24 protein-coding genes are annotated in these 26200 nt (G+C 66.8%); 18 read left to right on the forward strand and 6 right to left on the reverse strand.

Going from position 1 to position 26200, the window contains the following annotated elements; translation table 11 throughout:
* Positions 1-21: 21 nt before the first annotated feature.
* A complete protein-coding gene (locus AC3WMR_RS04625) occupies positions 22-903 on the forward strand; it encodes an alpha/beta fold hydrolase (RefSeq protein WP_492262812.1) in 882 nt (293 codons plus the stop codon).
* Between the two features lie 95 nt (positions 904-998).
* Here AC3WMR_RS04625 and argF read toward each other — a convergent pair whose 3' ends face one another.
* Together argF and AC3WMR_RS04635 are read right to left on the reverse strand one after the other, a co-directional pair.
* Positions 999-1940 carry an ornithine carbamoyltransferase gene (argF, locus tag AC3WMR_RS04630; RefSeq protein WP_025141357.1) on the reverse strand — a complete coding sequence of 314 codons (942 nt, stop codon included), beginning with the start codon at positions 1938-1940 and terminating at the stop codon, positions 999-1001.
* A 56-nt stretch (positions 1941-1996) separates the two neighbouring features.
* The gene (locus AC3WMR_RS04635) at positions 1997-3178 is read right to left on the reverse strand and encodes an aspartate aminotransferase family protein (RefSeq protein WP_492262813.1); all 1182 of its coding nucleotides are present in this window, start codon (positions 3176-3178) and stop codon (positions 1997-1999) included.
* A gap of 146 nt (positions 3179-3324) precedes the next feature.
* Between AC3WMR_RS04635 and AC3WMR_RS04640 the strand changes: the two genes are divergently transcribed.
* On the forward strand, positions 3325-3615 hold the full coding sequence (locus AC3WMR_RS04640) for a DUF3579 domain-containing protein (RefSeq protein WP_013392635.1): 291 nt from the start codon (positions 3325-3327) through the stop codon (positions 3613-3615).
* A 91-nt stretch (positions 3616-3706) separates the two neighbouring features.
* Here AC3WMR_RS04640 and AC3WMR_RS04645 read toward each other — a convergent pair whose 3' ends face one another.
* A complete protein-coding gene (locus tag AC3WMR_RS04645) occupies positions 3707-4426 on the reverse strand; it encodes a GntR family transcriptional regulator (RefSeq protein ID WP_492262814.1) in 720 nt (239 codons plus the stop codon).
* Positions 4427-4675: 249 nt separating this feature from the next.
* Here AC3WMR_RS04645 and AC3WMR_RS04650 point away from each other — a divergent pair, with 249 nt between their 5' ends.
* The 8 genes from AC3WMR_RS04650 to AC3WMR_RS04685 all read left to right on the forward strand — a co-directional run bounded on the left by AC3WMR_RS04650 (position 4676) and on the right by AC3WMR_RS04685 (position 13778).
* A complete protein-coding gene (locus AC3WMR_RS04650; RefSeq protein ID WP_492262815.1) occupies positions 4676-5422 on the forward strand; it encodes an aspartate/glutamate racemase family protein in 747 nt (248 codons plus the stop codon).
* Between the two features lie 83 nt (positions 5423-5505).
* Positions 5506-7083 carry an ABC transporter substrate-binding protein gene (locus AC3WMR_RS04655; protein ID WP_492262816.1) on the forward strand — a complete coding sequence of 526 codons (1578 nt, stop codon included), beginning with the start codon at positions 5506-5508 and terminating at the stop codon, positions 7081-7083.
* 93 nt (positions 7084-7176) lie between these two features.
* Positions 7177-8169 carry an ABC transporter permease gene (locus tag AC3WMR_RS04660; RefSeq protein WP_175194689.1) on the forward strand — a complete coding sequence of 331 codons (993 nt, stop codon included), beginning with the start codon at positions 7177-7179 and terminating at the stop codon, positions 8167-8169.
* Positions 8159-9100 (forward strand): ABC transporter permease, encoded by a 942-nt coding sequence (locus AC3WMR_RS04665; protein WP_492262817.1) that lies wholly within the window; start codon positions 8159-8161, stop codon positions 9098-9100. Before AC3WMR_RS04660 ends, AC3WMR_RS04665 begins: the two co-directional genes overlap by 11 nt.
* A gap of 32 nt (positions 9101-9132) precedes the next feature.
* Positions 9133-10326: an amidohydrolase family protein gene (locus tag AC3WMR_RS04670; RefSeq protein WP_492262818.1), complete on the forward strand. Its 1194-nt coding sequence runs from the start codon at positions 9133-9135 to the stop codon at positions 10324-10326.
* Positions 10326-11813 (forward strand): amidohydrolase family protein, encoded by a 1488-nt coding sequence (locus AC3WMR_RS04675; RefSeq protein ID WP_492262819.1) that lies wholly within the window; start codon positions 10326-10328, stop codon positions 11811-11813. Before AC3WMR_RS04670 ends, AC3WMR_RS04675 begins: the two co-directional genes overlap by 1 nt.
* A complete protein-coding gene (locus tag AC3WMR_RS04680) occupies positions 11810-12817 on the forward strand; it encodes an ABC transporter ATP-binding protein (RefSeq protein ID WP_492262820.1) in 1008 nt (335 codons plus the stop codon). Before AC3WMR_RS04675 ends, AC3WMR_RS04680 begins: the two co-directional genes overlap by 4 nt.
* Positions 12807-13778 (forward strand): ABC transporter ATP-binding protein, encoded by a 972-nt coding sequence (locus AC3WMR_RS04685; protein ID WP_492262821.1) that lies wholly within the window; start codon positions 12807-12809, stop codon positions 13776-13778. Before AC3WMR_RS04680 ends, AC3WMR_RS04685 begins: the two co-directional genes overlap by 11 nt.
* Positions 13779-14884: 1106 nt before the next feature.
* On the opposite strand, the gene AC3WMR_RS04690 is transcribed toward AC3WMR_RS04685, so the two are convergent.
* The 3 genes from AC3WMR_RS04690 to AC3WMR_RS04700 all read right to left on the reverse strand — a co-directional run bounded on the left by AC3WMR_RS04690 (position 14885) and on the right by AC3WMR_RS04700 (position 17942).
* Positions 14885-16162, reverse strand: coding sequence for a TRAP transporter large permease (locus tag AC3WMR_RS04690; RefSeq protein WP_492262822.1), 1278 nt, complete (start codon positions 16160-16162; stop codon positions 14885-14887).
* A 34-nt stretch (positions 16163-16196) separates the two neighbouring features.
* Positions 16197-16697, reverse strand: a complete 501-nt coding sequence (locus AC3WMR_RS04695) for a TRAP transporter small permease (protein ID WP_263915523.1) — start codon at positions 16695-16697, stop codon at positions 16197-16199.
* A 270-nt stretch (positions 16698-16967) separates the two neighbouring features.
* Positions 16968-17942, reverse strand: coding sequence for a TRAP transporter substrate-binding protein (locus tag AC3WMR_RS04700; protein ID WP_492262823.1), 975 nt, complete (start codon positions 17940-17942; stop codon positions 16968-16970).
* A gap of 115 nt (positions 17943-18057) precedes the next feature.
* On the opposite strand from AC3WMR_RS04700, the gene AC3WMR_RS04705 reads away from it, so the two are divergent.
* From AC3WMR_RS04705 to AC3WMR_RS04740, 8 genes are all read left to right on the forward strand, one after another.
* Positions 18058-20589, forward strand: a complete 2532-nt coding sequence (locus tag AC3WMR_RS04705; RefSeq protein WP_492262824.1) for an ABC transporter permease — start codon at positions 18058-18060, stop codon at positions 20587-20589.
* The gene (locus tag AC3WMR_RS04710) at positions 20589-21011 is read left to right on the forward strand and encodes a group II truncated hemoglobin (protein WP_081821791.1); all 423 of its coding nucleotides are present in this window, start codon (positions 20589-20591) and stop codon (positions 21009-21011) included. Before AC3WMR_RS04705 ends, AC3WMR_RS04710 begins: the two co-directional genes overlap by 1 nt.
* Positions 21012-21066: 55 nt before the next feature.
* Positions 21067-21732, forward strand: a complete 666-nt coding sequence (locus tag AC3WMR_RS04715) for a 3-deoxy-D-manno-octulosonic acid kinase (protein ID WP_492262872.1) — start codon at positions 21067-21069, stop codon at positions 21730-21732.
* Between the two features lie 153 nt (positions 21733-21885).
* On the forward strand, positions 21886-22989 hold the full coding sequence (locus AC3WMR_RS04720; protein ID WP_025141146.1) for a polyamine ABC transporter substrate-binding protein: 1104 nt from the start codon (positions 21886-21888) through the stop codon (positions 22987-22989).
* Between the two features lie 5 nt (positions 22990-22994).
* Entirely contained in the window at positions 22995-24122 is a 1128-nt protein-coding gene (locus AC3WMR_RS04725; protein WP_025141147.1) for an ABC transporter ATP-binding protein, read from the forward strand.
* Positions 24119-25039, forward strand: a complete 921-nt coding sequence (locus AC3WMR_RS04730) for an ABC transporter permease subunit (RefSeq protein WP_025141148.1) — start codon at positions 24119-24121, stop codon at positions 25037-25039. The genes AC3WMR_RS04725 and AC3WMR_RS04730 overlap by 4 nt, the downstream gene beginning before the upstream one ends.
* A complete protein-coding gene (locus tag AC3WMR_RS04735) occupies positions 25036-25845 on the forward strand; it encodes an ABC transporter permease subunit (RefSeq protein WP_006384055.1) in 810 nt (269 codons plus the stop codon). The genes AC3WMR_RS04730 and AC3WMR_RS04735 overlap by 4 nt, the downstream gene beginning before the upstream one ends.
* Entirely contained in the window at positions 25842-26198 is a 357-nt protein-coding gene (locus AC3WMR_RS04740; protein WP_492262825.1) for a Spx/MgsR family RNA polymerase-binding regulatory protein, read from the forward strand. The genes AC3WMR_RS04735 and AC3WMR_RS04740 overlap by 4 nt, the downstream gene beginning before the upstream one ends.
* Positions 26199-26200 lie beyond the last annotated feature (2 nt).

Consider the following 26200-nt stretch of genomic DNA (forward strand, 5'->3'; position numbering starts at 1 on the left):
CAGAAGAACGGGGAGACAACGATGAAAAAGCAGTGGGCAAGCTGGGTGCTGTGGGGCGCAGCCCTGGGCAGCATGGGGATGGCGGCGCACGCCGCACCGGTAGCCGCTGACGCACCGGCGGGCGCCGTGCAGCGCGTCACGGTGCTGCCGGGCAACGGCGCCAGCATCGAAGTCCTGGTGCAGGGCCAGGGGCCGGCGCTGGTCTTGCTGCCGTCGCGCGGGCGCGGCGCCGAAGACTTCGACGATCTGGCGGCGCGTCTGGCGCGGGCCGGCTATCGCGTCCTGCGGCCCGAGCCGCGCGGCATCGGCGCCAGTACCGGGCCGATGACCGGCATCACGCTGCACGACCTGGGCAACGACATGGCCGCCGTCATTCGCAACGTGGCCAGGCAGCCCGCCGTGATGGTCGGCCATGCTTTCGGCAACTGGGTGGCGCGCACCACCGGCGTGGATCACCCTGAGCTGGTGCGCGGCGTGGTCATCGTGGCGGCCGCGGCCAAGCAGTATCCTGCGGGCCTGAGCGAACACGTGGACCGCAGCGCCGACCTGTCGCTGCCCGACGCCGAACGCCTGAAGTCCATCCAGTACGCGTTCTTTGCACCGGGCCACGATGCCCGCGTGTGGCTGAACGGCTGGTACCCCGAGGTCAGTGAAAGCCAGCGGCTGGCCGGGAAAGCCACGCGCCAGTCCGACTGGTGGTCGGGCGGCAACAAGCCGCTGCTCGACCTGCAGGCCGGCGCCGACCTGTTCAAGCCGGAATCGACCCGCAACGAGATCCGCGACGAATTCGGCGACCGCGTGTCGGTCGTGGTGATTCCCGGCGCCGGCCACGCGCTGGTGCCCGAGGAGCCGCAGGCCGTGGCCGACGCGATCGTGCGCTGGGAAAAGCGCCTGCAGCCTTGAGGGGCGGGGGGCCTGTTGACCCCATCACGGGCCATGGCCTGGCCAGGACGAAAAAAAAGCAGCCCGACGGGCTGCTTTTTTTGTGGGCGCGACGCTTACTTGATCTGGCCCAGCAGCAGGAATTCCATCAGCGCCTTCTGCACGTGCAGGCGGTTTTCGGCTTCGTCCCAGACCACGCTTTGCGGGCCGTCGATGACTTCGCCGGTGACTTCCTCGCCGCGGTGAGCGGGCAGGCAGTGCATGAAGACGGCTTCGGGGTCGGCGGCAGCCATCATTTCGGCATCGACGCACCAGTCGGCGAACGCGGCGCGGCGTTCTTCGTTTTCGGCTTCATAGCCCATGCTGGTCCAGACGTCGGTCGTGACCAGGTGCGCGCCCTGGCAGGCCTGCATCGGGTCCTTGAACTGGCGCAGCACCTTGTCGGACGGGTTGCCGATGCGGGCGGCTTCAAGTTCGTAGCCGGCCGGCGTGGACACGTGCAGCGTGAAGCCCAGCATTTCGGCCGCGTGCAGCCAGGTGTAGGCCATGTTGTTGGCATCGCCCACCCAGGCGACCGTCTTGCCGGCGATGGGGCCGCGGTGCTCGATGTAGGTGAAGATGTCGGCCAGGATCTGGCAGGGGTGGAATTCGTTGGTCAGGCCGTTGATGACCGGCACGCGCGAATGCGACGCAAAGCGCTCGATGCGGGTCTGCTCGAACGTGCGGATCATGACGATGTCGACCATGCGCGAAATGACGCGTGCGGTGTCTTCGATAGGCTCGGAGCGGCCCAGCTGGGAATCGTTGGAGGTCAGGTTGATGACCGAACCGCCCATTTGGTACATGCCGGCCTCGAACGACACGCGGGTGCGCGTGCTGGCCTTTTCGAACACCATCGCCAGCGTGCGGTCGTGCAGCGGCATGTGGGGTTCATAGCGTTTGAATTTTTCCTTGATCAGGCGCGCGCGGTCCAGCACGTAGGCGATCTCGGCGGACGAGAAGTCCTTGAACTGCAGAAAGTGCCGCAACGGGCCGTTTTGAGTCGTGGGAGGAGTCATGGTGATGTCGCTAGTCTGGGGGCCCGGTCGGGCTCGTGGCCCGGGCGGGGGGTTGATTATGGATGTTCGGCCAGAAACTGTCGAATCAGGGGGACCAGGGTCTGCACGATCTGGTCGGCCTCCTGGCGCGACAGGATCAGCGGGGGCAACAGGCGCACCACGCGTTCGCGGGTGACATTGATGAGCAGGCCGGCTTCCAGGGCGCGGGCGGCCAGTATGCCGCAGGGGCGGGCCAGCTCGATGCCCAGCATCAGGCCGCGGCCGCGCACCTCGGTCACGCCTGGCGTGCCGGCCAGTTCGGCGGCAAGCCGGTCTTTGAGGTGGCTGCCGACCTGGTGGGCGTTATCCAGCAGGTGTTCGGATTCCAGGGCGTCCAGCACGGCCAGCCCGGCCGCGCAGACCAGCGGGCCGCCGCCGAACGTGGTGCCGTGGCTGCCCGGGGTGAACACGCCCGCGGCCGGGCCGGCGGCCAGCATCGCGCCGATGGGCACGCCGCCCGCCAGGCCTTTGGCCAGGGTCATGACGTCGGGCACGATGTCGGCCCACTGGTGGGCGAACCACTTGCCGGTACGGCCGATACCGGACTGGACCTCGTCGATCATCAGCAGCCAGCCGCGCTCGGTGCACAGGCGCCGCACGTCCTGCAGGAAGGCGATGTCGGACGGGCGGATACCGCCTTCGCCCTGCAACGCCTCGAGCAGCACGGCGGCCACCCGGGGTTCGGCGTCACCGGCGGCGCGGATGGCGTCGGCGTTGTTGTAGGGCACCTGGATGAAGCCGGAAGGCAGGGGCTCGAAGCCCTTGCGCGCTTTTTCGCTGCCGGTGGCCGCCAGCGTGGCCAGGGTGCGCCCGTGCCAGGACGAATCCATGGTGATGATGTGCGCATGGCGGTTGCCGCGCTGGTAGGCGTAATAGCGCGCCAGCTTGATGGCGGCCTCGTTGGCTTCCGAGCCGCTGTTGTTGAAGGCCACTTCGCGCATGCCGGACAGCGCGGTCAGGCGGGCGGCCAGCGCGGTCTGCTGGGGCACTTCGTAGATGTTCGAGGTATGGATGACGCGGGCGGCCTGCTCGCTGATGGCGGCCACCAGGCGGGGATGGGCATGGCCCAGACAGGAAACGCCGATGCCGGCGAGCGCGTCGAGATACTTGCGGCCCTGGGCATCCCAGAGCCAGACGCCCTGGCCGTGCGTGAACGATACCGGCAGCCGGGCGTAGATATTGGCCAGAGGCGAGGTCATCGGGGGTCCTCCTGGGCTTTTTCCCTGGGCGGTTGGCCTTTCGGGACAGGGCAAAGGATCAATCATATACAATTCGCGGCGCGGGGCGCATGTTTGATCACGCCGAAGATCCGGCCCAGTGAAGGGCGTCCCGTAGTGAAGAATCCATGGCAACTCGCGTCAGACAATTCGTAATTCATGGCGTTACCGAAAGCGGTAGCCGCTTTCGCCCCAGCGATTGGGCGGAACGGCTCGCCGGCGTAATGGCACAGTTCCGGCCTGCCGGCTGTGCTGGTAACCACCTCACCTATTCGCCCTACGTGCTGCCCGTCGTCATCGACGGCGTGCGCGGCATCGTGGTCGATCTGCGCCTGCGCGACCTTGAGCCGCTGGCGTACAAGTTCGTGGTGGATTTCGCCCGCGACAACAACCTCAAGACGGAAGAGCGCGAAATCTAGCGCCTGAAAACCCAAAAGCGCCCGGACCGGGCGCTTTTCTCATTCAGGTGTCCCCCATACGCCCCTTGGCCAGCCAGGGGCGGGCTCCCCCCTACGTGCCGTATCGGTCCAGGATCTTGCGGATATCGCGCACCCCCGCGCCGTCCGGGCTGAGCAGCGCGCGGGCAGTGACGGATTCCAGGTGGTGTTCCAGCAGGTGCAGCACGTGCTTTTCATCGCGCGCCCGCAGACTGGCGACGATTTCCCGGTGCTCGCTGACCGCGCATTCGCTCGAATGCGGCCGGCCGTAAAGCGCCAGGATCAATGAGCAGCGCGACACGATTTCATTGACGTAGCGGGCATATACCGCGTTGCCCGACAGCTCGGCCATCAGGATATGGAATTCGCCGGACAGGCGGATCGATTCGTTGACGCTGTTGCGCGAGCGCGCGGCCTCTTCCTGGGCCACATGCTGTTCCAGGCGGGCCAGCCCGGCATCGGTGACATGCTGCACCAGCCGGCGGGCCACGTCGCGTTCCAGGCAGCGGCGGGCTTCGAAGATGTCGTGCGCTTCTTCCAGGCTGGGGCGGGCCACCGCCGCGCCGCGATTGGGGCGCAGGTCGACCAGGCCTTCGCTGAACAGGCGGGTCAGGACGCCGCGCACGATGGTGCGGCTGACGCCGAAGCGTTCGCCGATGACGTCCTCGGGCAGCTTGTCGCCGGGCAGCAGCGCCTGTTCGATGATCGCCTGCCGCAAGTTTTTGTATACGATTTCCGTGCGGTTCACGTCTTTCCGGGCAGGGTCGGCTGCCGGCGGCATGGGGGACGTCATCGTGGTGGGTTCTCCGTGGCGTGCGCGTTTCAAGGCGGCTCAAACCGGGCGGCAAGCCGCGCCGACGCGTACTTTCTAAGTGTGAAACAGCATACTACATCGGGCGGTAAGGGTTACCGATAGCTTGAAGCATCGGACCAATGGCGTACATTGTCGGCATAAATCGTATACAAACATTTATACAAAATCAGCAGGATGCCAGGCTGTGAGTGGGGTGTTTCGTATACAAAACGACCAGGGGTTTGATTCATGTCCGCAGCGCCCGCCATCGAGCTTTCCGCCAGCCTTGCCACCACGCCGTGCCGCCTGTTGGTGGTCAATGGCAATACCACCGATGACCTCACCACCCGCCTGGCCGAGCAGGCCCGCGCCTTTTTCGGCGGTGCGGCCCAGGTCCATGCGGTGACGGTGCCGTTCGGGCCGGCTTACATTGCCAGCCGCGCCCAGGCCGCCGTGGCCGCGCACGCCGTGCTGGAAACCGTCGAGCGCGAAGCCGCCCTGGCCGAGGCGGCCGGCACGCCGTTTGACGCCTGCCTGCTGGCCTGTTTCGGCGAGCCGGGCATCGGCGCGGTGCGTGAACGGCTGCGCGTGCCCGTGGCCGGCATGGCGGAAGCCGCCATCATGACCGCGATGCAGCGTGGCGACCGCTACGCCATCGTCACCGTCGGCCGCCTGTGGCCCGGCATGCTGCGCGAGCAGATTCGCCAACTGGGCGTGGAATCCCGCTGCGCGGGGGTGCTGGCCCTGCCGGGCAACGCGCTGGACTACGTGACGCGCTCGCCCGACACCATTGCCGCCGTCAGCCAGGCGCTGGACGACGCCGCCGCCCTGGGCGCCGACGTGGTCATCGTGGCCGGCGCCGCGCTGGCCGGCTTTCTGCCCAGCCTGCCGCGCCTGCCTGCTGTTCCCGTCATCGATTCCTACCGCGCCGCCCTGGCGCAGGTGATGGCGTTGGCCACGCTGGACCGTGCCCAGCGCCTGGCCGTCGGCGGCTGAATCCGCCGCCGCGGCCATGCATCCGCAAGCCTAGAAGTCCCCCAGAAGATCCCATACCCAATACGCAAGGGAGAATTTCCGCCATGAAGACGCTGCTGAAGTGGACCGCCGGGGCCGTGATCGCGCTATCGGCCATCACGGGTGCATCCGCCGCCAACACCTTGAAGTGGGGCGCCGCCCGCGACCTGGATTCGCTGGATCCGTATTCCTACGGCAGCACCTTCAACCTGGCCTTCCTGAACCACGTCTACGAGGCGTTGATCCGCTACGACGACAAGTTCAACATCACGCCCGCGCTGGCCGAATCCTGGGAAACGCCGTCGCCCACCGTGCTGCGCTTTCACCTGCGCCATGGCGTGAAGTTCCATAACGGCGCGCCGTTCTCGGCCGACGACGTGGTGGCCTCGATGACCCGGGTGTCGGATGACGCCTCGCCGCTCAAGGGCAACCTGCCGGCCTTCAAGGCGGTGCGCAAGGTCGACGACTACACGGTCGACATCGAAATGACGCATCCGTACCCGCTGATGCTCAACGACCTGACCAATATCTTCATCTTCAACCGCCAGTGGCTGGTCGACAACAACAGCCTCAAGCCCACCGACGCGGCCAAGAAGATCGAAGGCTACGCCACCCATAACGCCAATGGCACCGGCCCGTTCAAGGTCGAGTCGTACCGGCCCGACACCCGCACCGTGCTGGTGGTGAACCCGGCCTGGTGGGACAAGCCGCGCCACAACCTGGACCGCATCGAATTCACGCCGATCGCCTCGGCCCCCACCCGGGTGGCGGCGCTGCTGTCGGGCGACATCAACTTCACCGAGAACGCGCCGCTGCAAGACCTGGACCGCCTGCGCGCCGCGCCCAACGTCAAGGTGCTGGCCGCGACCGAGCTGCGCACCCTGTATTTCGGCTTCAACCTGGGCGACAAGCTGGTGGGGTCCAACATCACCGACAAGAACCCGCTGAAAGACCTGCGGGTGCGCCAGGCGCTGTACATGGCGCTGTCGCCCGACCTGCTGCAAAAGCGGGTGATGCGCGGACTGTCGCGCACCACCGGCGCGCTGGTGGCGCCGTCGATCCCGGGCTATGAGGCCAGGCAGGAAGAACGCCTGCCGTTCGATGCCGCCCGAGCCAAGAAGCTCTTGGCCGACGCCGGCTACCCCGACGGCTTCTCGCTGTCGCTGCTGTGTTCGAACGACATGTTCGTCAACGAAGAAGAGCTGTGCCAGGCCGCTGCCTCGATGTGGGCGCGAATCGGCGTGAAGGCCTCGCTGGCCAGCGGCCCGCGGTCGCTGCAGAACCCCAAGCGCTCGCGCGGCGAGTTCGATATCACCATCCACGGCTGGGCCAACGAACCGCAGATCGACGCGCTGTCGCTCTTGCTGCAGGTGATCCACAGCCGCACCGGTCCCAATGGCGTCTTCAACTGGGGGCAGTGGGGCGATGCCGCGCTGGACGCGCGCATCGACGCCGCGGCCGCCGAAATGGACCGGCCCAAGCGCGTGCAGATGATGGCCGACATCCTGCAGACACTGCACGACGACGTGCGTTTCCTGCCGCTGCATCAGCAACCCATGGCCTGGGCCGTGGGCGCCAATGTGGGCGACGTGCTGCAGATGCCCGACAACAAGGCGCGCCTGTGGACCGTGCACATGAAGTGATGGCCGGCTGGCCGCCGCGGCGGCCAGCCTCGCGAGACTGAATCCGGGGGCGTCCATGCGGGCGCTCGCAACCAGGGCTGACAGGGGGCGCACATGCTGGCGTTCATAGTGAGGCGGGTCTTCAATGCGGTCGGCGTGATGCTGGCGGTGGCGTTGATGGCGTTCGTGATTTTCCGTTTCGTCGGCGATCCCGTCGACATGATGCTCAACGAGCAGGCGTCGCAGACCCAGCGCGACGAACTGCGCGAACGCCTGGGACTGAATGCCTCGGTGGGCATGCAGTTCGTGCACTTCGTGGCCAACGCCGCGCGCGGCGAGTTCGGCATTTCGTACCGCAACCAGCAGGACGTGTTCGCGCTGGTGGCCGAGCGCTTTCCGGCCACCTTCGAATTGGTCATGATGGCAACCCTGCTGTCGCTGCTGGTGGGGGTGCCGCTGGGCGTGTTGACGGCCATCTACCGCAAGTCGCGGGTGGCGCAGGCGCTGCAGTTCGTGTCCATCCTGGGCATTTCGCTGCCCAGCTTCGTGGTGGGCATCATGCTGATCCTGCTGTTCTCGGTGCAGCTGGGCTGGCTGCCGGGCTTTGGCCGTGGCGACACGGTGCGCATCGGCGGCTGGACCACGGGCCTGTTGACGCCGTCGGGCCGCGCCGCGCTGGTGCTGCCGTCCATCACGCTGGCGCTGTTCCAGATCACGCTCATCATGCGGCTGGTGCGGGCCGAGATGCTGGAAACGCTGCGCACCGAATTCATCAAGTTCGCCCGCGCCCGCGGCCTGCCCGACCGGGTGGTGCATTTCCGGCTGGCACTGCGCAACTGCCTGATGCCCGTCATTACCGTCACCGGCATGCAGATCGGCAACCTGATCGCGTTCGCGCTCATCACCGAGACCGTGTTCCAGTGGCCCGGCATGGGGCTGCTGTTCATCCAATCGGTCATGTTCGTGGACATTCCCGTCATGGCCGCCTACCTGGTGATCGTGTCCTTCATCTTCGTGGCCTTGAACACGCTGGTGGACATGATGTACGGCGTGGTCGATCCGCGCCTGCGCAGCCAGCACGTCAAAGGAGGCGCCAATGCTCACTAAACCGTTTTCCGGCCAGGGCCGGGGCAGGCTGGCCCGGATGCTGCAAAGCGACCTGTGGTGGAGCCTGCGGCAGGACTACGTGGCGATGGGCGCGGGCCTCGTGCTGCTGGCGGTGGTGCTGCTGGCCGTGTTCGCGCCGCTGATCGCGCCGCAGAATCCCTACGACCTGGCGCAACTGGACCTGCTCAACGCTGAACTGCCGCCGCGCTGGGTGGCGGGGGGCGAGGCCCAGTTCCTGCTCGGCACCGACACCCAGGGGCGTGACGTCTGGTCCGCCATTCTGTACGGCTCGCGCATGTCGCTGGTGATCGGGCTGGCCACCGTGGTGCTGTCGCTGGCGATCGGCCTGCTGGTGGGCCTGGCGGCCGGGTATTTCGGCGGCTGGGTCGACAACGCGCTGATGCGCCTGGGCGATACGCTGCTCAGCATTCCCACCATTCTGGTCGCCATCCTGGTCACCGCCGTATTCCGGCAACTGCTGCCGCCCGGCATGCGAGAAACGCTGTCGTCGGTGATTCTGATCCTGGCGATCTCAATGACCAACTGGGTGCAGTACGCCCGCACCGTGCGCGCCTCGGCGCTGGTCGAACGCGGCAAGGAATACGTGCAGGCCGCGCGGCTGATCCGCGTCAGTTCGCTGCGCATCATGCTGACGCACATCCTGCCCAACACGCTGACGCCGGTCATGGTGACCGCCACGCTGAACCTGGGCCTGGCGATCCTGATCGAGGCGACCCTGAGCTTCCTGGGCGTGGGCATGCCGCCCACCGAGCCGTCGCTGGGCACCCTGATCCGGCTGGGCAATCAGTTCCTGTTTTCGGGCCAATGGTGGGTGGTGGTGTTTCCCGCCCTGTACCTGAGCCTGATCGTGCTGGTCGTGAACCTGCTGGGCGACTGGCTGCGCGACGCCCTGAATCCCCGCCTGCGCTGAGCGCGGCACTGTACGGAGACCAATGTAGAACCATGGACAACGCAACCCTATATACCCATGTCCGCCCGGCGGGCGGCGAAATCGCCTCGGTGCTGGTGCGCGACGGGCGCTTCGTGGCCTTCGACGGCCCGGTGCCCGACAGCGTGCCGCGGGTATACGGCGGCGGCGCCATCATGCTGCCCGGCCTGATCGATGCGCATGCCCACCTGGACAAGACGATGTACGGCATGCCCTGGTACCGCAACGAGGTGGGGCCGCGCCTGATCGACAAGATCGACAACGAACGGCTGGAAAAGCGCCGCCTGGGCATCGACCCGTATCGGCAGTCGGCGCGCCAACTGGTGATGTCGGTGGCCGACGGCACCAGCCACATCCGCAGCCACGTCGACGTGGACACCGATATTGGCGTGGCCGCCATCGAAGGCGTGATGCGCGCCCGCGACCAGTACCGCGACCAGATCGACGTGCAGATCGTGGCGTTTCCGCAAAGCGGCCTGCTGATCCGCCCGGGCACGCTGGAATTGATGGACCAGGCGCTGCGCATGGGGGCGGACGTCGTCGGCGGGCTGGACCCGGCCGGCATGGACCGGGACCCCAAGGGTCACCTGGACGCGATCTTTGCCCTGGCCGACAAGCACGGCAAGCCCATCGACATCCACCTGCACGAAGCGGGCGAGCTGGGCGCGTTCTCGATGCAGATGACCATCGACCGCGTGCTGGCGCTGGGCATGCAGGGCAAGGTGACGCTATCGCATTCGTTCTGCCTGGGCATGCCCGATGCGCAGGCGGTGCAGGGCCTGGTCGACGGCCTGCTGGAAGCCGGCGTGCACATCATGACCACCGGCTCGGCCTCGCGGCCGGTGCCGAACGTGGCGCGGCTGCACGCGGCCGGCGTGGTCGTCTGTACCGGCAACGACGGCATGCGCGACACCTGGGGCCCCTACGGCAAACCCGACATGCTGGAACGCACCATGCTGGTGGGCCTGCGCAACAATTTCCGCCGCGACGACGAACTGGCGCTGGCCTTGCACGTAGCTACCTACGGCAACGCCCGCGTCATGGACCTGGCGGACTACGGCCTGGCGCCGGGTTGCCACGCCGACTTCGTGCTGGTCGACGCCGAAACGGTGGCCGAGGCCATCGTCTCGCGCCCGGTACGCAAGCTGGTGGTCAAGCGCGGCCAGGTGGTGGCGCGCGACGGCCGTGCGTTGGTAGAGGCGCCCTGATGGCCGCCCGCGACGACGCCACGCTGCTGACCGCCCGCTGGGTGGTGGGCCACGAAAACGGCCGCCACTGCCTGTACGAGAACGGCGAAGTCGTATTCCAGGGCGACCGCATCGTCTACGTGGGCCACCGCTATCCCGGCGTGGTGGCGCGCCGCTACGACTATGGCCGGGCGCTGATCGGGCCGGGCTTCGTGGACCTGGACGCGCTGTCGGACCTGGACACCACCATCCTGGGTTTCGACAATTCGCCGGCCTGGCGCCGCGGCCGCATCTGGCCAGAGACCTACATGAAGCGCGGGCCGTACGAGATGTACACCCCCGACGAACTGGCGTTCCAGAAGCGCTACGCTTTTGCCCAGCTGATTCGCAACGGCATCACCACGGCGCTGCCGATCGCGTCGCTGTTCTACCGGGTGTGGGGCGAGACCCGCGACGAATTCCTGTCGGCGGCCCAGGCGGCCGGCGACCTGGGCCTGCGCGTCTACCTGGGCCCGGCCTACCGCAGCGGCCATACCTACGTGGACGGGCAGGGCGCCATTCGCTGCCACTACGACGAGGCGCGCGGCATGGCCGGCCTGGCGCAGGCCGTGGCCTTCTGCGACGAGGTCGAAGGCCTGCATGGTGGCCGGGTGCGCGCCATGCTGTCGCCCGACCGCATCGAAACCTGTACGCCCGAACTGCTGCGCGCTTCGGCGGCCGCCGCGCGCGAGCGCGATATCCCGATTCGCCTGCATTGCTGCCAGTCGCGGCTGGAATACGACCTGGTGCTGGAACAGCACGGCATGAGCCCGCCCGAATGGCTGCAAAGTCTGGGTTTCCTGTCCGAGCGGGCGCTGCTGCCGCACGGCACCTATGTGTCCGGCTCGCGCCACATCGACCGGCCGGGGCGCGACTTGGACATCATCCGCGACGCGGGCGCCGCCATCGTGCATTGCCCGCTGGTCTCGGCGCGCCATGGCGCCACGCTGGAATCCTTCGCCCGCTACCGCAAGCTGGGCGTGAAGATCGGCATGGGCACCGATACCTGGCCGCCGGACATGGTGCTGAACATGCAGGTGGGAATGATGCTGTGCCGGGTCACCGACCAGTCCACCGAGGCGGTGCGCTCGGAAGACTATTACGACGCCGCCACGGTCGGCGGCGCCGATGCGCTGGGCCGGCCTGACCTGGGCCGCCTGGCGGCGGGCGCCAAGGCCGATATCGTGGTGTTCGATTTTTCCCACGACCACAATGGCCAGCTGATCGACCCGATCCAGACGCTGATGGTGGGCGGCAGCGGCCGCGACGTGTCGCAGGTCGTCATCGACGGCCGCTTCGTCATGGTCGACGGCCGCATTCCGGGCTTTGACGCGCGCCTGGCGCAAGCCCAGGCCCAGGACCAGTTCGACGGCCTGGTGGCCCGCTATCCCGACCGCACCTGGGGCCACCCCGCGGTCGGCGAGATTTTCTCTTCCAGCTATCCGCGGCCCCCAAGGAGCCCGTCATGACGACCGTTCCCAGCCCCGCTGCCCCGACGCTGTCGGTGCGCGGCCTGTCGGTGGAATTTCCCACCCGCCACGGCACCCTGGTCGCCACGCGCGACGTCTCGTTCGACATCGCGCCCGGTGAAATCCTGGGCATGGTGGGCGAATCGGGCGCCGGTAAATCGCTGACCGGCATGGCGGTAATTGGTCTGCTGGAGCCGCCCGGCCGCCTGGGCGGCGGCGAGATCCTCCTGGCCGGCAAACGCATCGACAACCTGCCGCCCAAGGCCCGCCAGCGGTTGCGCGGAAAGGAGATCGGCGCGATCTTCCAGGACCCGCTGACCAGCGTGCACCCGCTATTCACGGTGGGCGACCAGTTGGTCGAAACGATCCGCCACCACGACCGGAGCTCGCCCGCGGCGGCCCGCCAGCGGGCGCTGGAACTGCTGGTGGCAGTGGGCATTCCGGCCGCCGACCGCCGTATCGACCACTACCCGCACCAGTTTTCCGGCGGCATGCGCCAGCGGGTGGTGATCGCGCTGGCGCTGGCGGCGCGGCCGCGGCTGATCATCGCGGACGAGCCGACGACGGCGCTGGACGTGTCGGTACAGGCGCAGATCACGGCGCTGCTGCGCCGCCTGTGCCGCGAGCAGGGCACGTCGGTGCTGCTGGTGACGCACGACATGGGCGTGATCGCGGAAACGGCGGACCGGGTGGCGGTGATGTACGCGGGCCGCATCGTCGAGATCGGCCCGGTGCTCGATGTGCTGCGGCGCCCGGGCCATCCGTACACCCAGGGCCTGATGAATGCCATTCCGGGCCTGCGCCACCGCGCGGCCCGCCTGAACCAGATCGACGGCGCGATGCCGCGGCTGCACGCGATGCCGGACGGCTGCGCGTTCCATCCGCGTTGCGCGATGGCCGGCCCGCGCTGCGGCCAGGCCCGTCCCGCGCTGGCGGCCTCGCCGTCGGGCGCCACGGTCAGCGCCTGCTGGCTGCACCAAGGAGGCGTCGCTCATGCCGCATGACCAGGATTATCTATTGCGGGCCGACGACCTGGCCTGCTGGTTCGATGTGTCGCCGCCCTGGCTGGAACGCACGCTGTCGCGCCAGCCGACGCAGACGCTGAAGGCGGTCGACGGGGTATCGCTGGCGGTGCCGCGCGGCAGCACGCTGAGCATCGTGGGCGAGTCGGGCTGCGGCAAGTCGACGCTGGCCAAGCTGCTGGTAGGCCTGGTGGCGCCCACGCGCGGCACGCTGCGCTACGGCCGCGACCGCAAGGGCGGCACGCTACATCCGCAAATGATTTTCCAGGACCCCTACGCCAGCCTGAACCCGCGCTGGCGGGTGGGCAATATCGTGGCGGAACCGATCATCACGCTGGGCCTGCGCGCCACGCCGGCGGACACGCGCCGCCGGGTGGACGAGCTGCTGGAACTGGTCGGTCTGTCGGCCAGCGACGCCAGCCGCTTTCCGCACGAGTTCTCGGGCGGCCAACGCCAACGCATTTCGATTGCGCGGGCGCTGGCGACCGAAGCCGAATTCCTGGTGTGCGACGAACCCACCTCGGCGCTGGACGTCTCAGTACAGGCACAGATCCTGAACCTGATGGGCGACCTGCAAAAGGAATTCGGCCTGACCTACGTCTTCATCAGCCACAACCTGTCGGTGGTCCGGCACGTGTCGGACCGGGTGGCGGTGATGTACCTGGGCCGCATCGTGGAGCAGGCGGCGGCCGACGACCTGTTCGAATCCCCAAAGCATCCCTATACGAAGATGCTGCTGGACACGATTCCGGATCTGGATGATCCACGGCGGGATCGGGAGCCGATGGGTGGCGAGGTTCCGAATCCGATCATGCCGCCGGCGGGGTGCACGTTTCATACTCGGTGCGGGATGGTGCAGGAGAGGTGCCGGAGTGTGGTGCCTGAGGTGGCTTTGGTTGGGGGGCGGGAGGTGCGGTGTCATTTGGTGGCTGCGGTGGGGTGAGGGGGCATTTCTTTGTGAAAGGCGTTGATGCGGCGAGTTGTTCTTCGTAGGTCGCCCCTCGCGGCGGCGGCATGCGGGGCGGGCGCCCACGATTGCGGTCCGGAGCCTTCGCTCCGGACTGCCCCGTCGTCATCCTCGTCCCAGCCTGCGGCTGCTCCTTCGGATTCCCTCGGGCGCATCGAGGTTGCCCGCCCCGCATGCCGCCGCCGCGAGGGGCTACGCGGGTCTGGGTTCGTCGCGCTGCTAGAACCGTGGTCAGGGAAGGAAATCTACAGGGTCGCCAAGCCGCGGCCGCGCGGGCGGCCACGTTTGGCATTGCGTTTCTGGAAAGTGTTGCGGATGCGCTTCGCGCGGGTGGGGACTGGTTTTCTAGTGGGTCCGCAGTCAGGGGGGAGGGGCGGTGATGGGCGGCGCGTGGTGGCACTGGTTTGCGCATGTTGGCCGTCTCGCGCGCCGCCCATCGGGCGTTGGAGGTTTTTGTTGGATTCCAGCGCATCCGCGCCGTTAGATGCTGAGCGAGATGCGGATTGCTTTGTTACGTCACTGGCGTGGACACCGTAACTACCAAAGTGATCTCCAGCGCCCGATGGGCGGCGCGCGAGACGGTCAGTACGAGCAAGCTGGCCTGCGCCGCGCCGCCCATCACCGCCCCACCCCCTTGATGTGCGCACCACCAGTAAACCAACCTCCATCAGCGCGAAGCGTCATCGGCACACGCTCCGAAAGCGCAATGCCAAACGTGGCCGCCCGCGCGGCCGCGGCTTGGCGACCCTGCAGGTTTCATTCCCCGCACACAGGTCTAGCGGCGCAACAATTCTCGAAAACCGTAGCCCCTCGCGGCGGCGGCATGCGGGGCGGGCAACCTCGATGCGCCCGAGGGAATCGGAAGGCAGTCGCCGAAGGCGACAACGACGATGACGAGGGGGAAGTCCGGAGCGAAGGCTCCGGACCGCAATCGTGGGCGCCCGCCCCGCATGCCGCCGCCGCGAGGGGCGACCTACGAAGAACAGCCAACGAGCGACCTACGAAGAACAGCCAACGAGCGACCTACGAAGAACAGCCAACGAGCGACCTACGAAGAGAAAACCAACGCAATCCCAAGCCCACTATTTGGAGTAAACCAAATCCCGCAACCCCAACGACAACCCAGGCCAATAAGTAATCACAAGCAGGCAAACAATCACCACCCCCACGAACGGCACCAACGGCTTGATCAACCGCTCCAACGGCAACTTCGCCACCGCGCACGCCGCAAAGAGATTCACCCCGAATGGGGGGGTGATCATGCCCAGGGCCAGGTTGACCACCATGATGATGCCGAAGTGCACCGGGTCCACCCCGAACTTCAACGCCACCGGCAGCAGCAGTGGGGCCAGCACCACGATCGAGGCCGAGGTTTCGATGAACATGCCGATCACGAACAGCGCCAGGTTCACGCCCATCAGGAACGTGAATTGCGTGTCGAACAGCTGCGACAGCCAGACGCCCAGCGCGTCCGGGATGCCCGCGCGGTTCAACAGAAAGCTGAACACCCCCGCGTTGGCGATCACGAACATGATCACCGCCGTCGAGACCACCGACTTGTGCAGCGTGCCGGACAGTTGCGAAAAGCTCAGGCGGCGGTAGATGAACTTGCCCACCACCACCGCGTACATCACCGCTACCACCGACGCTTCCGTCGGCGTGAACACGCCGCCGTAGATGCCGCCCAGGATGATCACCGGCATCATCAGCGCCAGCCAGGCGCGCTTGAACGCCGGCCACAGCGGCAGGCGGCCTTCGCCGTCGCGCTTGCCCAGGTTGTTGCGCTTGGCGTAGAGCCAGACGTAGAGCATCAGGGCCACGCCGATCAGGATGCCGGGCATCACGCCAGCGATGAACAGCTCGCCGGTCGACGTGTCGGTCGATACCGCGAACAGAATCATCGGGATCGACGGCGGAATGATCACCCCCAACTCGGCCGCGCTGGCCTGCAAAGACGCGGCGAACGGGGCGGGGTAGCCGTGGCGGATCATCGCCGGGATCAGGATCGCGCCCACCGCAAACGTGGTCGCCACGCTGGAGCCGGCGACCGCAGCGAAGATCATGCAGGTCAGCACGCAGGTGCAGGCCAGGCCGCCCTGGATGCCGCCCACCACGCTCTTGGCGAATTCCACCATGCGTTCGGAAATGCCGCCGGCTTCCATCAGGTTGCCGGCGAGAATGAAGAAGGGAATGGCGACCAGCGGGTACTTGTCCAGCGCGGCGTACAACTGCTGGGCCACCACCAGCCAGGGCAGGTTGGCGGCGCCCACGCCGGCCAGGCTGGCCAGGCCGATCGACACGGCGACCGGCACGGACAGCCCGAAGAAAATCAGCATCGAGACAATCATTAATTGGGACATGGCGATATCGTCTGCTTGGATTCGGGGCGGGGGCTCAGCCTTGCGCGTCGTTGCGCACGGGGACGTCTTCTTCCTCGCCGGCGCACCAGCGGGCCAGCACGGCGATGGCGGCGAGTGTCGCGCCGACCGGAATGGCCGAGTAGATCCAGGAAATCGAGATATCCAGGCTAGGCACGTTCTGGAAGCGCACGCGGTAGGTCATCTGGCCGCCGATCCAGGCGATGAAGCCCAGGAAACCGGCGCAGATCAGGCCGATCACGGCTTCCAGCACCCGGCGGCGCATGCCGCCCAGCAGGTTGCGCAGCAGTTCGACGCTGATCATCGCGCCATGGCGAAAGGCCAGGGCTACGCCCAGCAGCACCGTCCAGATGAGCAGGGCGCGGGTCAGCACCTCGCTCCAGTCGGCGGGCGAATGCAACACGAAACGGGCGATGACCTGGTAGAAGGCGGCCGCCGCGGCAGCGACCAGGAGAAGTTGGGCGATGACCGACACCAGCTTGAAGAGGATGCGGTCGAAGGCGCAGAGCAATCGCATAGGAGTTTCCGGTAGCGGATAACGAGGGGCAAGGCGAGGGCTGACGGGGAAAAAGGCAAGTGCGGCGGGGCGTTGCAGCGGATACGGCGCGGGGCGCCGGGACCGGGTGCCGGCGAGACATCCGCTCTGGCATCGAACCCGCGATCGCACGACACGCGGGTTCGGTTGCGGCGAAACGCCACACGCCCCCCAAACAAGCCGCCGCACGGCGCGCAATCGCCGCCAGGGCGGAACCGGGTTCCGCCGCGGCAGCGGCTCGCGTGCGCCGACTTACTTGGTGTCGCGGATCGCTTCGATCAGCTTCTTGTCGAACTTCTTGTAGTACTCGGGGTAGGCCGGTTCGACGGCGGCGGCGAAGGCTGCGCGGTCGACTTCAGACACCTGCATGCCTTCTTTCTTCAACTGCTCGACGCCGGTCTTCTCGATGTTGTCCACATAGGCGCGCATTGCCTGGGCGGATTCCTTGCCGGCCTTGTCGAACTTGGCCTTGTCGTCGGCCGAGAGGCCGTCGTACACGTTGGCCGACATCAGCACCAGCGCCGGGCCGTAGACGTGGCCGGTCAGCGACAGGTACTTCTGCATCTGCGACAGCTTGGCCGAGGTAATCACCGACAGCGGGTTTTCCTGGCCGTCGATGGTGCCCTGCTGCAGGGCGGTGGCCACTTCGGGCCAGGCCATGGGGGTGGGCAGAATGCCGATCTGGCGGAACGCCGTGATGTGGATCGGATTCTCGGTGGTGCGGATCTTCAGGCCCTTGGCGTCCGCCGGGGTCTTCACCGGGCGCACGTTATTGGTCAGGTGGCGAAAGCCCTGTTCGCCCCAGGCCAGCGCGATGATGCCGCGGCTGGGGAACTTTGCCAGCATATCCTGTCCGATCTTGCTGTCCAGCACGTTGCGGGCGTGCGGCAGGTCGCGCAGCAGGAAGGGAATGTCGAAGACGCCGGTCTCGGGTACGAAGTTCAGGGTGGCGCCGGTCGACACGATGGCCAGGTCGATCGTGCCGATCTGCAGGCCTTCGATCACTTCGCGTTCGCCGCCCAGCGCGCTGTTGGCGAATTGCTGTACTTTGTATTTGCCGCCGCTGGACGCTTCGATGGATTTGGCCAGGGCGTCGGCGCCGGCACCGTAGTGCGACGACGTGGACAGGGCGTAGGCCATCTTCAAGGGGGTCTGGGCCGAGGCGGCCAGGGGAACGGCGGCCGCGCAGGCGGCAAGAATCGTGGCCGCGAGCCAGGATTTACGCATTGTCTTCTCCAGGGATTTGGGTATTTTTGTGTAGCTTCAGGTGCGGCGCCGCAAGGCGCTTCGCGCATGATAGCGGGATTCGGCCCCCATTCCGGCCGTTGGTTAACATTGGCAGATGATGGATTTCCCTGATGTCTCGCGGGCCCGGCGCCCCGGTTTCTGGACCACCCTGGCGCTGGGCGCCCGCATGATGATGCGCGACGCCCGGGCCGGCGAGCTGCGCCTGCTGGTGCTGGCCCTGGTGGTGGCGGTGGCCGCCGTGACCAGCGTCGGCTTCCTGGCCGACCGCGTCAGCCGGGCGCTGGAGCGCGACGCCGGCCAGATGCTGGGGGCGGACCTGGTGCTGGATGCCGACGAGCCGGTGCCGGCGGCCTTCATGGACCAGGCGCGCGAGCGTGGCCTGCAGGTGTCCAGCACCTGGCAGTTCCCGTCCATGGTCAGTGCCGGCGACGGCGCCCAGTTGGCCGCGCTGAAAGCCGTCGAGCCGGGGTATCCGCTGCGCGGCGCGCTGCGGGTGGCCGATGCGCCGTTCAGTCCGGATGCGTCGACCCGCGAGATTCCGCCCCAAGGGGCGGTCTGGGTGGATGCCCAGGTGCTGTCGCTGCTGGGCCTGAAGGTGGGCGACACCCTGAACGTGGGCGATGCCCACCTGCGCATTGACCGCGTGATTACCTACGAACCCGACCGTGGCATGCAGTTTGTGAACGTGGCGCCGCGCGTGCTGCTGCGCGCCAGCGACCTGCCGGCCACCGGCCTGATTGCGCCGGGCAGCCGTATCGGCTATGCCCTCTTGGCTGCCGGCGAGCCGGATGCGGTGGCGGGGTATTCTGCCTGGCTCAACCAGAACCTGAAGCGCGGCCAGAAGGTCGCCACGCTGGAATCCGGCCGGCCCGAAGTGCGCCGCACGCTGGATCGGGCGCAGCGCTTCCTGTCGCTGGTGGCATTGCTGGCCGTACTGATTTCCGCGGTGGCGGTGGCGCTGGCGGCGGGCCGCTATATGACCCGGCATCGCGACGGCATTGCCGTCATGCGTTGCCTGGGCGCCGTGCAGTCGCAGGTGTCGCGCATGCTGACGCTGGAGTTCGCGCTGGTCGGCCTGTTCGCCTCGGCGGCGGGCTGCCTGCTGGGCTATGCCGTGCACCAGGTGCTGGTGATGGTGCTGGCCTCGCTGATCGATACCGCTTTGCCGGCGCCGTCGGCGATTCCCGCATTGCAGGGCTTGCTGACCGGTTTGTTGCTGTTATTGGGATTTGCCTTGCCGGCGTTGGCGCAGTTGCGCCACGTGCCGCCGGCCCGGGTGCTGCGGCGCGACGCGGATTCGATCAGCGCCCGCAGCGCCACCGGGTACATCGTGGGCGCCGTCGGCTTTGCGCTGCTGATCTGGTGGTTCGCGGGGGATGCCAAGCTGGGCGGCGTGGTGGCGGGCGGGTTCCTGGGGGCATTCGCCGTGTTCGCGCTGGTGGCCTGGCTGTGCATCCTGGGCCTGGCGCGGTTGCGTGGCCTGGCGGCGGGCTTGCCGGCCCTGCGCTTCGCGCTGGCCGGCGTGGTGCGGCGCCGCGCCGCCACCATCACCCAGGTCTGCGCGCTGGCGGTCGGGCTGATGGCCTTGCTGCTGCTGGCCATGACCCGCACCGACCTGATCCAGGGCTGGCAGCGCACGCTGCCGCCGGACGCGCCCAACCGTTTCCTGATCAACGTGCAGCCCGATCAGCGCCAGGCCGTGACCGATGCGCTGACCCGCGAGGGCCTGGGCGGCATCGTGCTGTCGCCGATGGTGCGGGGCCGGCTGATCGCCGTGAATGGCAAGGCGGTGGGGCCGGACGACTACGACGAACCGCGCGCCAAGCGGCTGGTGGACCGCGAATTCAACCTGTCCTACGGCGAAGAGATGCCGTCGTCCAACCGCATCGAGCAGGGCCGCTGGCTGACGCCGGGGTCGGCCGAGGTGTCGCTGGAATCGGGCCTGGCCAAGACCCTGGGCATCAAGCTGGGCGACAAGATGACTTTCGACGTGGCCGGCCAGCAGGTGGAAGTGGCGGTGTCCAGCACCCGCCGGGTCGATTGGGATACGATGCGCGTCAATTTTTTCGCCATCCTCACGCCCAAGTCCCTGGCCGACATGCCGCAAAGCTGGATCACGTCTTTCTACCTGCCGCCCGACAAGGCGCAGGTGCTGCCCGGGCTGGTGCGGCAGTTTCCCAATCTGACGGTGTTCGACGTCGGCGCCATCCTGCAGCAATTGCAGTCGGTGCTGAACGAGGTCGGCCGGGCGGTGCAGCTGCTGTTCCTGTTCACCCTGGCAGCCGGCGTGCTGGTGCTGTCGGCCGCCCTGACCGCCACCCGCGACGAGCGCATGCGCGAAGCCGCGGTGCTGCGCGCACTGGGCGCCACCCGCAGCCAGCTGGCGCGGTCGCAGCGCATTGAATTGTGGGCCGTGGGCGGGCTGGCCGGCCTGTTGGCGGCGGCCGGCGCCACCGCGATCGCTTGGGTTTTATCAACCCAGGTGTTCGATTTCACCATTACCCTCAGTCTCTGGCCCTGGCTGGTCGGGGTCGGCGCAGGTATGCTCGGCGCCTGGGCCGGCGGCGCGCTGGCGCTGCGCGGCGTGCTGCGCACCCCGCCCCTGGTCACCCTGAGAGAAACCTGATGAGTTCCCGCGTGCAGATCATTACCGAACCCGTGGATATTTCCCGCAGCATTTTCGACCTTCTGGGCGGCGAACCCGGCGTGCGCGCCCTGGTCGACCGCTTCTACGACCTGATGGACATCGAGCCCGACCTGAAGGAACTGCGGGCCGCCCATGGCCCCAGCCTGGACGAGGCCCGCGACAAGCTGTTCTGGTTCCTGTGCGGCTACTTCGGCGGCCCTGACCACTATATTCAGCGCTTTGGCCATCCGCGGTTGCGGGCCCGCCACCTGCCGTTCTCGATCGGCATCGTCGAGCGCGACCAATGGGTGGCCTGCATGGGCCGGGCCATGGAAGACGAGGGCATCGAACCCGCGCTGGTCGAGCGCCTGTTGCAGTCGTTCTTCGGCGTGGCCGACTGGATGCGCAACCGTGAAGGCTAAGCCGGACGTCTCGGGCGCCCGGCGCCAGGCCTGGCCCGCGCCGCTGGCCGGCGCCATGCTCAGCGACGCCCGCCTGGGCGAGTCGGGTCCCGACATCTTCAACCCGTCCCATTACGGCGATCGGGCCCGGCCCGTGGATGCCGGCGGCCGCCAGGCCGCCTGGTTCGTGCAGGGGCAGGGCTGGCAAGGCGTGCTGCGGCGCTATCGCCGCGGCGGCCTCATTGCCAGGATCAGCCGCGACACCTACCTGTGGGCCGGCGAAGACCGCAGCCGCAGCTTCCGCGAATTCCGCTTGCTGGCCGCGATGCGCGCCCAGGGTCTGCCGGTGCCCGCGCCGCTGGCCGCCGCCTACTGGCGCCAGGGGCCTACCTATCGTGCGGCCATCGTGGTCGAACGCATCCCGGGCGTGCGGCCGTTGGCGCAAGCCCTGGGCGAACCGCTGTGGCAGCCGGTGGCCGAGGCCATCGTGCGGATGCACCGGGCCGGCGTCTGGCATGCCGACCTGAACGCCTTCAATATCCTGATCGGTTCCGACGGCCGGGTCTGGCTGATCGACTTCGACCGCGGCACGCAAGGCGGCCTGTCCGACCGCCAGCGCCAGGGCAACCTGGATCGCCTGCGCCGTTCGCTGGTCAAGGTGGCCGGCGACGAGGGCGAGCGCTTCTGGCTCAAATTGCGCGACAGTTACTGGACCGCCTGGGGCGTGGGCGTGCAGCCGTAAGGCGCGGGGCGCCCGGTTCATCGCAATCGGGGCCTAATTGCGGCAAATTCGGCTAAATCTGCCGGTAAAGTTGGTCAGGTCCTTGCTAAAAAGCTTTATGATTTCGCCTTTTGGTACTCCTGTAACTTACGGCGGATAGCTGGGGGGCTGGTAATGAAACTAAGGGCGGGAATGCGCTGGGCGCTAGGGACGATGCTGGTCATGGCAGCCACGTCGGCCGCGGTGGCGCAGAACAAGGTCGTCAACGTCTACAACTGGGCCGAGTACACGGCCCCGGACACGATTCCGGGTTTCGAGAAAGAAACCGGCATCAAGGTCCGCTACGACGTCTACGACAGCAACGACACCCTGCAGGCCAAGTTGCTGGCCGGCAAATCGGGTTACGACGTCGTTGTCCCGTCCACGCACTATGCCTCGCGCCAGATCGAGGCCGGCCTGTTCCAGAAACTGGACAAGTCCAAGCTGCCCAACCTGAAGTACCTGGACCCCGACGTCATGGCGCTGGTCGCCACGGTCGACCCCGGCAATGAATACGCCGTGCCCTGGGGCTACGGCACCAACGGCCTGGGCTACAACGTCACCAAGGTCAAGCAGATCATGGGCGACAACGTCGACCTGGCCAACTGGGACATGATCTTCAAGCCCGAGAATGCCGCCAAGCTGAAAGAGTGCGGTATCTCGATGCTGGACGAAGCCGCGCAGGTGTTCCCGGCCGTGCTCAAGTATCTGGGCAAAGACCCCAACACCACCAACGCCGACGACTACAAGGCCGCGCTGGACGTGTTGAAACAGATCCGTCCGTACATCCGCCAGTTCAGCTCGTCCGGCTACATCGACGAACTCGCCGTGGGCGACTTGTGTATGGTCTACGGCTTCTCGGGCGACGTCATGATCGCGCGCAAGCGGGCCCAGGAAGCCAAGAAGTCCTACGAAGTGAACTATTTCATTCCCAAGGGCGGCGCCCCGGCGTGGTTCGACCTGATGGTCATCCCCAAGGACGCCCCGCATCCGGAAGAAGCCCTGGCGTTCATCAACTACATCGAAACGCCGCAGGTGCACGCCGCCATCACCAACACCATGTTCTACCCGAACGCCAACAAAGAGGCGCGCAAGTACGTGGTCAAGGACGTGGCGGACAACCCCATGATCTACCCGTCGCCCGAGGTCTCCAAGACCTTATACGTCATCAAGGCCCAGCCCTTGAATATCCAGCGCCTGCAAACCCGCATGTGGGCCGAGCTGAAGTCTGGACGATAGCCATCATGACCGATAGCCGTTACCCGGCGCCGCATTCGGCTGACCCGGACGAGTTCGTCCGGGTGGCCGATGTGGTAAAGATCTTTGGCGATGTGGTCGCCGTTCGTTCCGTCAATCTTTCGGTCAAGCGCAACGAGATTTTCGCGTTGCTGGGCAGCTCCGGCAGCGGCAAGTCGACCTTGCTGCGGATGCTGGCCGGCTTCGAGGAAGCCACCTCCGGCCAGATCCTGCTCGACGGCGAAGACATCACCAGCGTGCCGCCCTACCGCCGGCCCGTGAACATGATGTTCCAGTCGTACGCGCTGTTCCCGCACATGACGGTCGAGGCCAACGTGGCCTTCGGCCTGAAGCAGGAAGGCGTGGACCGCGCCGAAATCCACGACCGCGTGTTCGAGGCGCTGGACCTGGTCCAGATGGCGGGCTATTCGCGCCGCAAGCCCAACCAGCTGTCCGGCGGCCAGCAGCAGCGCGTGGCGCTGGCGCGCAGCCTGGTCAAGCGGCCCAAGCTGTTGCTGCTTGACGAGCCCATGTCGGCGCTGGACAAGCAGATCCGCCAGAAGACGCAGATCGAACTGGTCAAGATCCTGGAACAGGTGGGCGTGACCTGCATCATGGTCACGCACGACCAGGAAGAAGCCATGACCATGGCCCACCGCCTGGCCGTCATGACCGAAGGCCAGATCGTCCAATGCGGCACGCCGCAAGACGTCTACGCCTTCCCGAACTCGCGCTTCGTGGCCAGCTTCATCGGCTCGACCAACATGTTCACCGGCACCATCGTAGTCGACGAGCCCGACCACGTCGCCATCGAAAGCCCCGAACTGAGCCGGCCGCTGTACGTCAGCCACGGCGTCAGCGAGCCGCTGGGCATGGACGTGCATGTTTCTATTCGCCCCGAACGCATGGTGGTGTCGCGCGGTCAGCCCGACGGCGACTACAACTGGGCCCACGGCATGGTCAGCCACATGGCCTGGATGGGCAGCTACGCGCTCTACCAGATCCGCCTGGATTCCGGCGCCATGGTCGAGGCCAGCGTGCCCAGCCTGCTGCTGGCGCAAATGGACGCTCCGGGCATCGACGAAGAAATCTTCGTCAGCTGGGACGCCGACAGCGCGACGGTGCTGGCGTCATGATCCGTTTTTCGCCCCGCGACTGGCTGCCCTCGGGCCGGACGCTGGCGGTGGTGCCGCCGTTCGCCTGGCTGGTGCTGTTCCTGCTGGTGCCCTTCCTGCTGGTGTTCAAGATCAGCTTCGCCGAACTCAAGTTCGGCATTCCGCCGTACACGTCGCTGGCGGAATTCAAGGACGAAGCGGTGCAGTTCAGCCTGCACCTGCGCGGCTACATCCTGCTCTTCACCGACAGCCTGTATTTCGCCACCTACCTCAGCTCGGTCAAGATCGCCGCCATCACCACGCTGGCCTGCGTGCTGATCGGTTATCCCATCGCGTACTACATCGCGCGTTCGTCGCCCGGCGTGCGCAACCTGCTGCTGCTGGGCGTGATCCTGCCGTTCTGGACCTCGCTGCTGTTGCGGGTGTATGCCTGGGTCGGCATCCTGCGCAACGACGGTCTCTTGAATAATTTCCTGCAGTGGCTGGGCATCATCTCCAGCCCGCTCGAAATCTATCGCACCGACCTGGCGGTGTACATCGGCATGGTCTACGCCTACCTGCCGTTCTTCATCCTGCCCCTTTACGCCACGCTGGTGAAGATGGACCTGCGCCTCCTGGAAGCCGCCTACGACCTGGGCGCCAAGCCCTGGCAGGCGTTCTGGCAGATCACCGTGCCGCTGTCGCGCCAGGGCGTCATTGCCGGCGCCATGCTGGTGTTCATTCCGGCGGTCGGCGAATACGTCATTCCCGAAATGCTGGGGGGCGCCAATACGCTGATGATGGGCCGGGTCATGTGGAACGAGTTCTTCAACAATACCGACTGGCCGATGGCCTCGGCGGTGACCTGCGTGATGGTGCTGTTGCTGCTGGTGCCCCTGGCGCTGTTCCAGTACAACCAGGTCAAGCAGCAGGAACTGGCGACCGGAGGCCGCAAATGAACGGTCCCAACAAGACTTTGCGCGCCGTCGTGCTGGGGCTGGGTTACTTCTTCCTGTACGTGCCCATCATCAGCCTGATGGTGTTCTCGTTCAACGAGTCGCCCGCCGTCACGTCCTGGACCGGTTTCTCGTTCCGCTGGTATCACTCGCTGTTCAACGACGATGCGCTGCTGCGCGCGGCCTGGCTGTCGTTTCGCATCGCCGCCATGACCGCCACGGCCGCCGTCATCATCGGCACCTGGGCGGGCTATGTGCTGGGACGCATGGGCCGGTTCCGCGGCTTCGCGCTGTACGTGGGCATGCTCAGCGCGCCGCTGGTCATTCCCGAAGTGGTGCTGGGCATCTCGCTGCTTCTGATGTTCGTGGAACTGCGCGGCCATCTGGGCTGGCCGGCCGAAAACGGCATCTTCACGATCTGGGTGGGCCACGTGACCCTGTGCATGGCCTTCGTGGCGGTGGTCATCCAGACCCGCATCCGCGACCTGGACCGTTCGCTGGAAGAAGCCGCGCTGGACCTGGGCGCCACGCCCATCACCGTGTTCTTCAAGATCACGCTGCCGCTGATCGCACCCGCGCTGGCCTCGGCTTGGCTGCTGTCGTTCACCCTGTCGCTGGACGATGTCGTGCTGGCGTCGTTCCTGTCCGGCCCCAGTTCCAGCACGCTGCCGATGGAAGTGTTCTCGCGTGTGCGGCTGGGCCTGAAACCCGAGATCAATGCGTTGGCCACCCTGTTCATCCTGGCGGTGGGCACCTGCGTGATCCTGGCCAACCGCATGCAATGGCGCAAGGAGTCCGAACCCAAATGAAGCAAACCACCCTGTATGGCCTGACCAAGTGCAGCACCTGCGTCAAGGCGCGCGAATGGCTGACCGAACACGGCGTTGACCACCAGTTCATCGACTACCGTGACCACCCCGTGCCTGCCGCCACCCTGAAGGCCTGGTCCGGCAAGGTCGGCGGCTGGGAAAAACTGGTCAACCGGGCCTCGATGACCTGGCGCAACCTGTCCGATGACCGCAAGACCCCCGCCACCGACGCGCAATGGACCCAGCTGATCGCCGAGTTCCCCGCGCTGGTGCGCCGGCCAGTCACCGTCACGCCCGATGGCGAGGTCGGCGTCGGCTTCAGCGAAAAGCGCTACGGCGAACGTTTCGCCTGACG

Source organism: Achromobacter sp. FW305-C-28, from assembly GCF_058783235.1.

Coding starts and splice junctions, on each gene's coding strand:
- AC3WMR_RS04625 (WP_492262812.1), top strand. CDS start 22: ATGAAAAAGCAGTGGGCAAGCTGGGTGCTGTGGGGCGCAGCCCTGGGC.
- argF (WP_025141357.1), bottom strand. CDS start 1,940: ATGACTCCTCCCACGACTCAAAACGGCCCGTTGCGGCACTTTCTGCAG.
- AC3WMR_RS04635 (WP_492262813.1), bottom strand. CDS start 3,178: ATGACCTCGCCTCTGGCCAATATCTACGCCCGGCTGCCGGTATCGTTC.
- AC3WMR_RS04640 (WP_013392635.1), top strand. CDS start 3,325: ATGGCAACTCGCGTCAGACAATTCGTAATTCATGGCGTTACCGAAAGC.
- AC3WMR_RS04645 (WP_492262814.1), bottom strand. CDS start 4,426: ATGACGTCCCCCATGCCGCCGGCAGCCGACCCTGCCCGGAAAGACGTG.
- AC3WMR_RS04650 (WP_492262815.1), top strand. CDS start 4,676: ATGTCCGCAGCGCCCGCCATCGAGCTTTCCGCCAGCCTTGCCACCACG.
- AC3WMR_RS04655 (WP_492262816.1), top strand. CDS start 5,506: ATGAAGACGCTGCTGAAGTGGACCGCCGGGGCCGTGATCGCGCTATCG.
- AC3WMR_RS04660 (WP_175194689.1), top strand. CDS start 7,177: ATGCTGGCGTTCATAGTGAGGCGGGTCTTCAATGCGGTCGGCGTGATG.
- AC3WMR_RS04665 (WP_492262817.1), top strand. CDS start 8,159: ATGCTCACTAAACCGTTTTCCGGCCAGGGCCGGGGCAGGCTGGCCCGG.
- AC3WMR_RS04670 (WP_492262818.1), top strand. CDS start 9,133: ATGGACAACGCAACCCTATATACCCATGTCCGCCCGGCGGGCGGCGAA.
- AC3WMR_RS04675 (WP_492262819.1), top strand. CDS start 10,326: ATGGCCGCCCGCGACGACGCCACGCTGCTGACCGCCCGCTGGGTGGTG.
- AC3WMR_RS04680 (WP_492262820.1), top strand. CDS start 11,810: ATGACGACCGTTCCCAGCCCCGCTGCCCCGACGCTGTCGGTGCGCGGC.
- AC3WMR_RS04685 (WP_492262821.1), top strand. CDS start 12,807: ATGCCGCATGACCAGGATTATCTATTGCGGGCCGACGACCTGGCCTGC.
- AC3WMR_RS04690 (WP_492262822.1), bottom strand. CDS start 16,162: ATGTCCCAATTAATGATTGTCTCGATGCTGATTTTCTTCGGGCTGTCC.
- AC3WMR_RS04695 (WP_263915523.1), bottom strand. CDS start 16,697: ATGCGATTGCTCTGCGCCTTCGACCGCATCCTCTTCAAGCTGGTGTCG.
- AC3WMR_RS04700 (WP_492262823.1), bottom strand. CDS start 17,942: ATGCGTAAATCCTGGCTCGCGGCCACGATTCTTGCCGCCTGCGCGGCC.
- AC3WMR_RS04705 (WP_492262824.1), top strand. CDS start 18,058: ATGATGGATTTCCCTGATGTCTCGCGGGCCCGGCGCCCCGGTTTCTGG.
- AC3WMR_RS04710 (WP_081821791.1), top strand. CDS start 20,589: ATGAGTTCCCGCGTGCAGATCATTACCGAACCCGTGGATATTTCCCGC.
- AC3WMR_RS04715 (WP_492262872.1), top strand. CDS start 21,067: ATGCTCAGCGACGCCCGCCTGGGCGAGTCGGGTCCCGACATCTTCAAC.
- AC3WMR_RS04720 (WP_025141146.1), top strand. CDS start 21,886: ATGAAACTAAGGGCGGGAATGCGCTGGGCGCTAGGGACGATGCTGGTC.
- AC3WMR_RS04725 (WP_025141147.1), top strand. CDS start 22,995: ATGACCGATAGCCGTTACCCGGCGCCGCATTCGGCTGACCCGGACGAG.
- AC3WMR_RS04730 (WP_025141148.1), top strand. CDS start 24,119: ATGATCCGTTTTTCGCCCCGCGACTGGCTGCCCTCGGGCCGGACGCTG.
- AC3WMR_RS04735 (WP_006384055.1), top strand. CDS start 25,036: ATGAACGGTCCCAACAAGACTTTGCGCGCCGTCGTGCTGGGGCTGGGT.
- AC3WMR_RS04740 (WP_492262825.1), top strand. CDS start 25,842: ATGAAGCAAACCACCCTGTATGGCCTGACCAAGTGCAGCACCTGCGTC.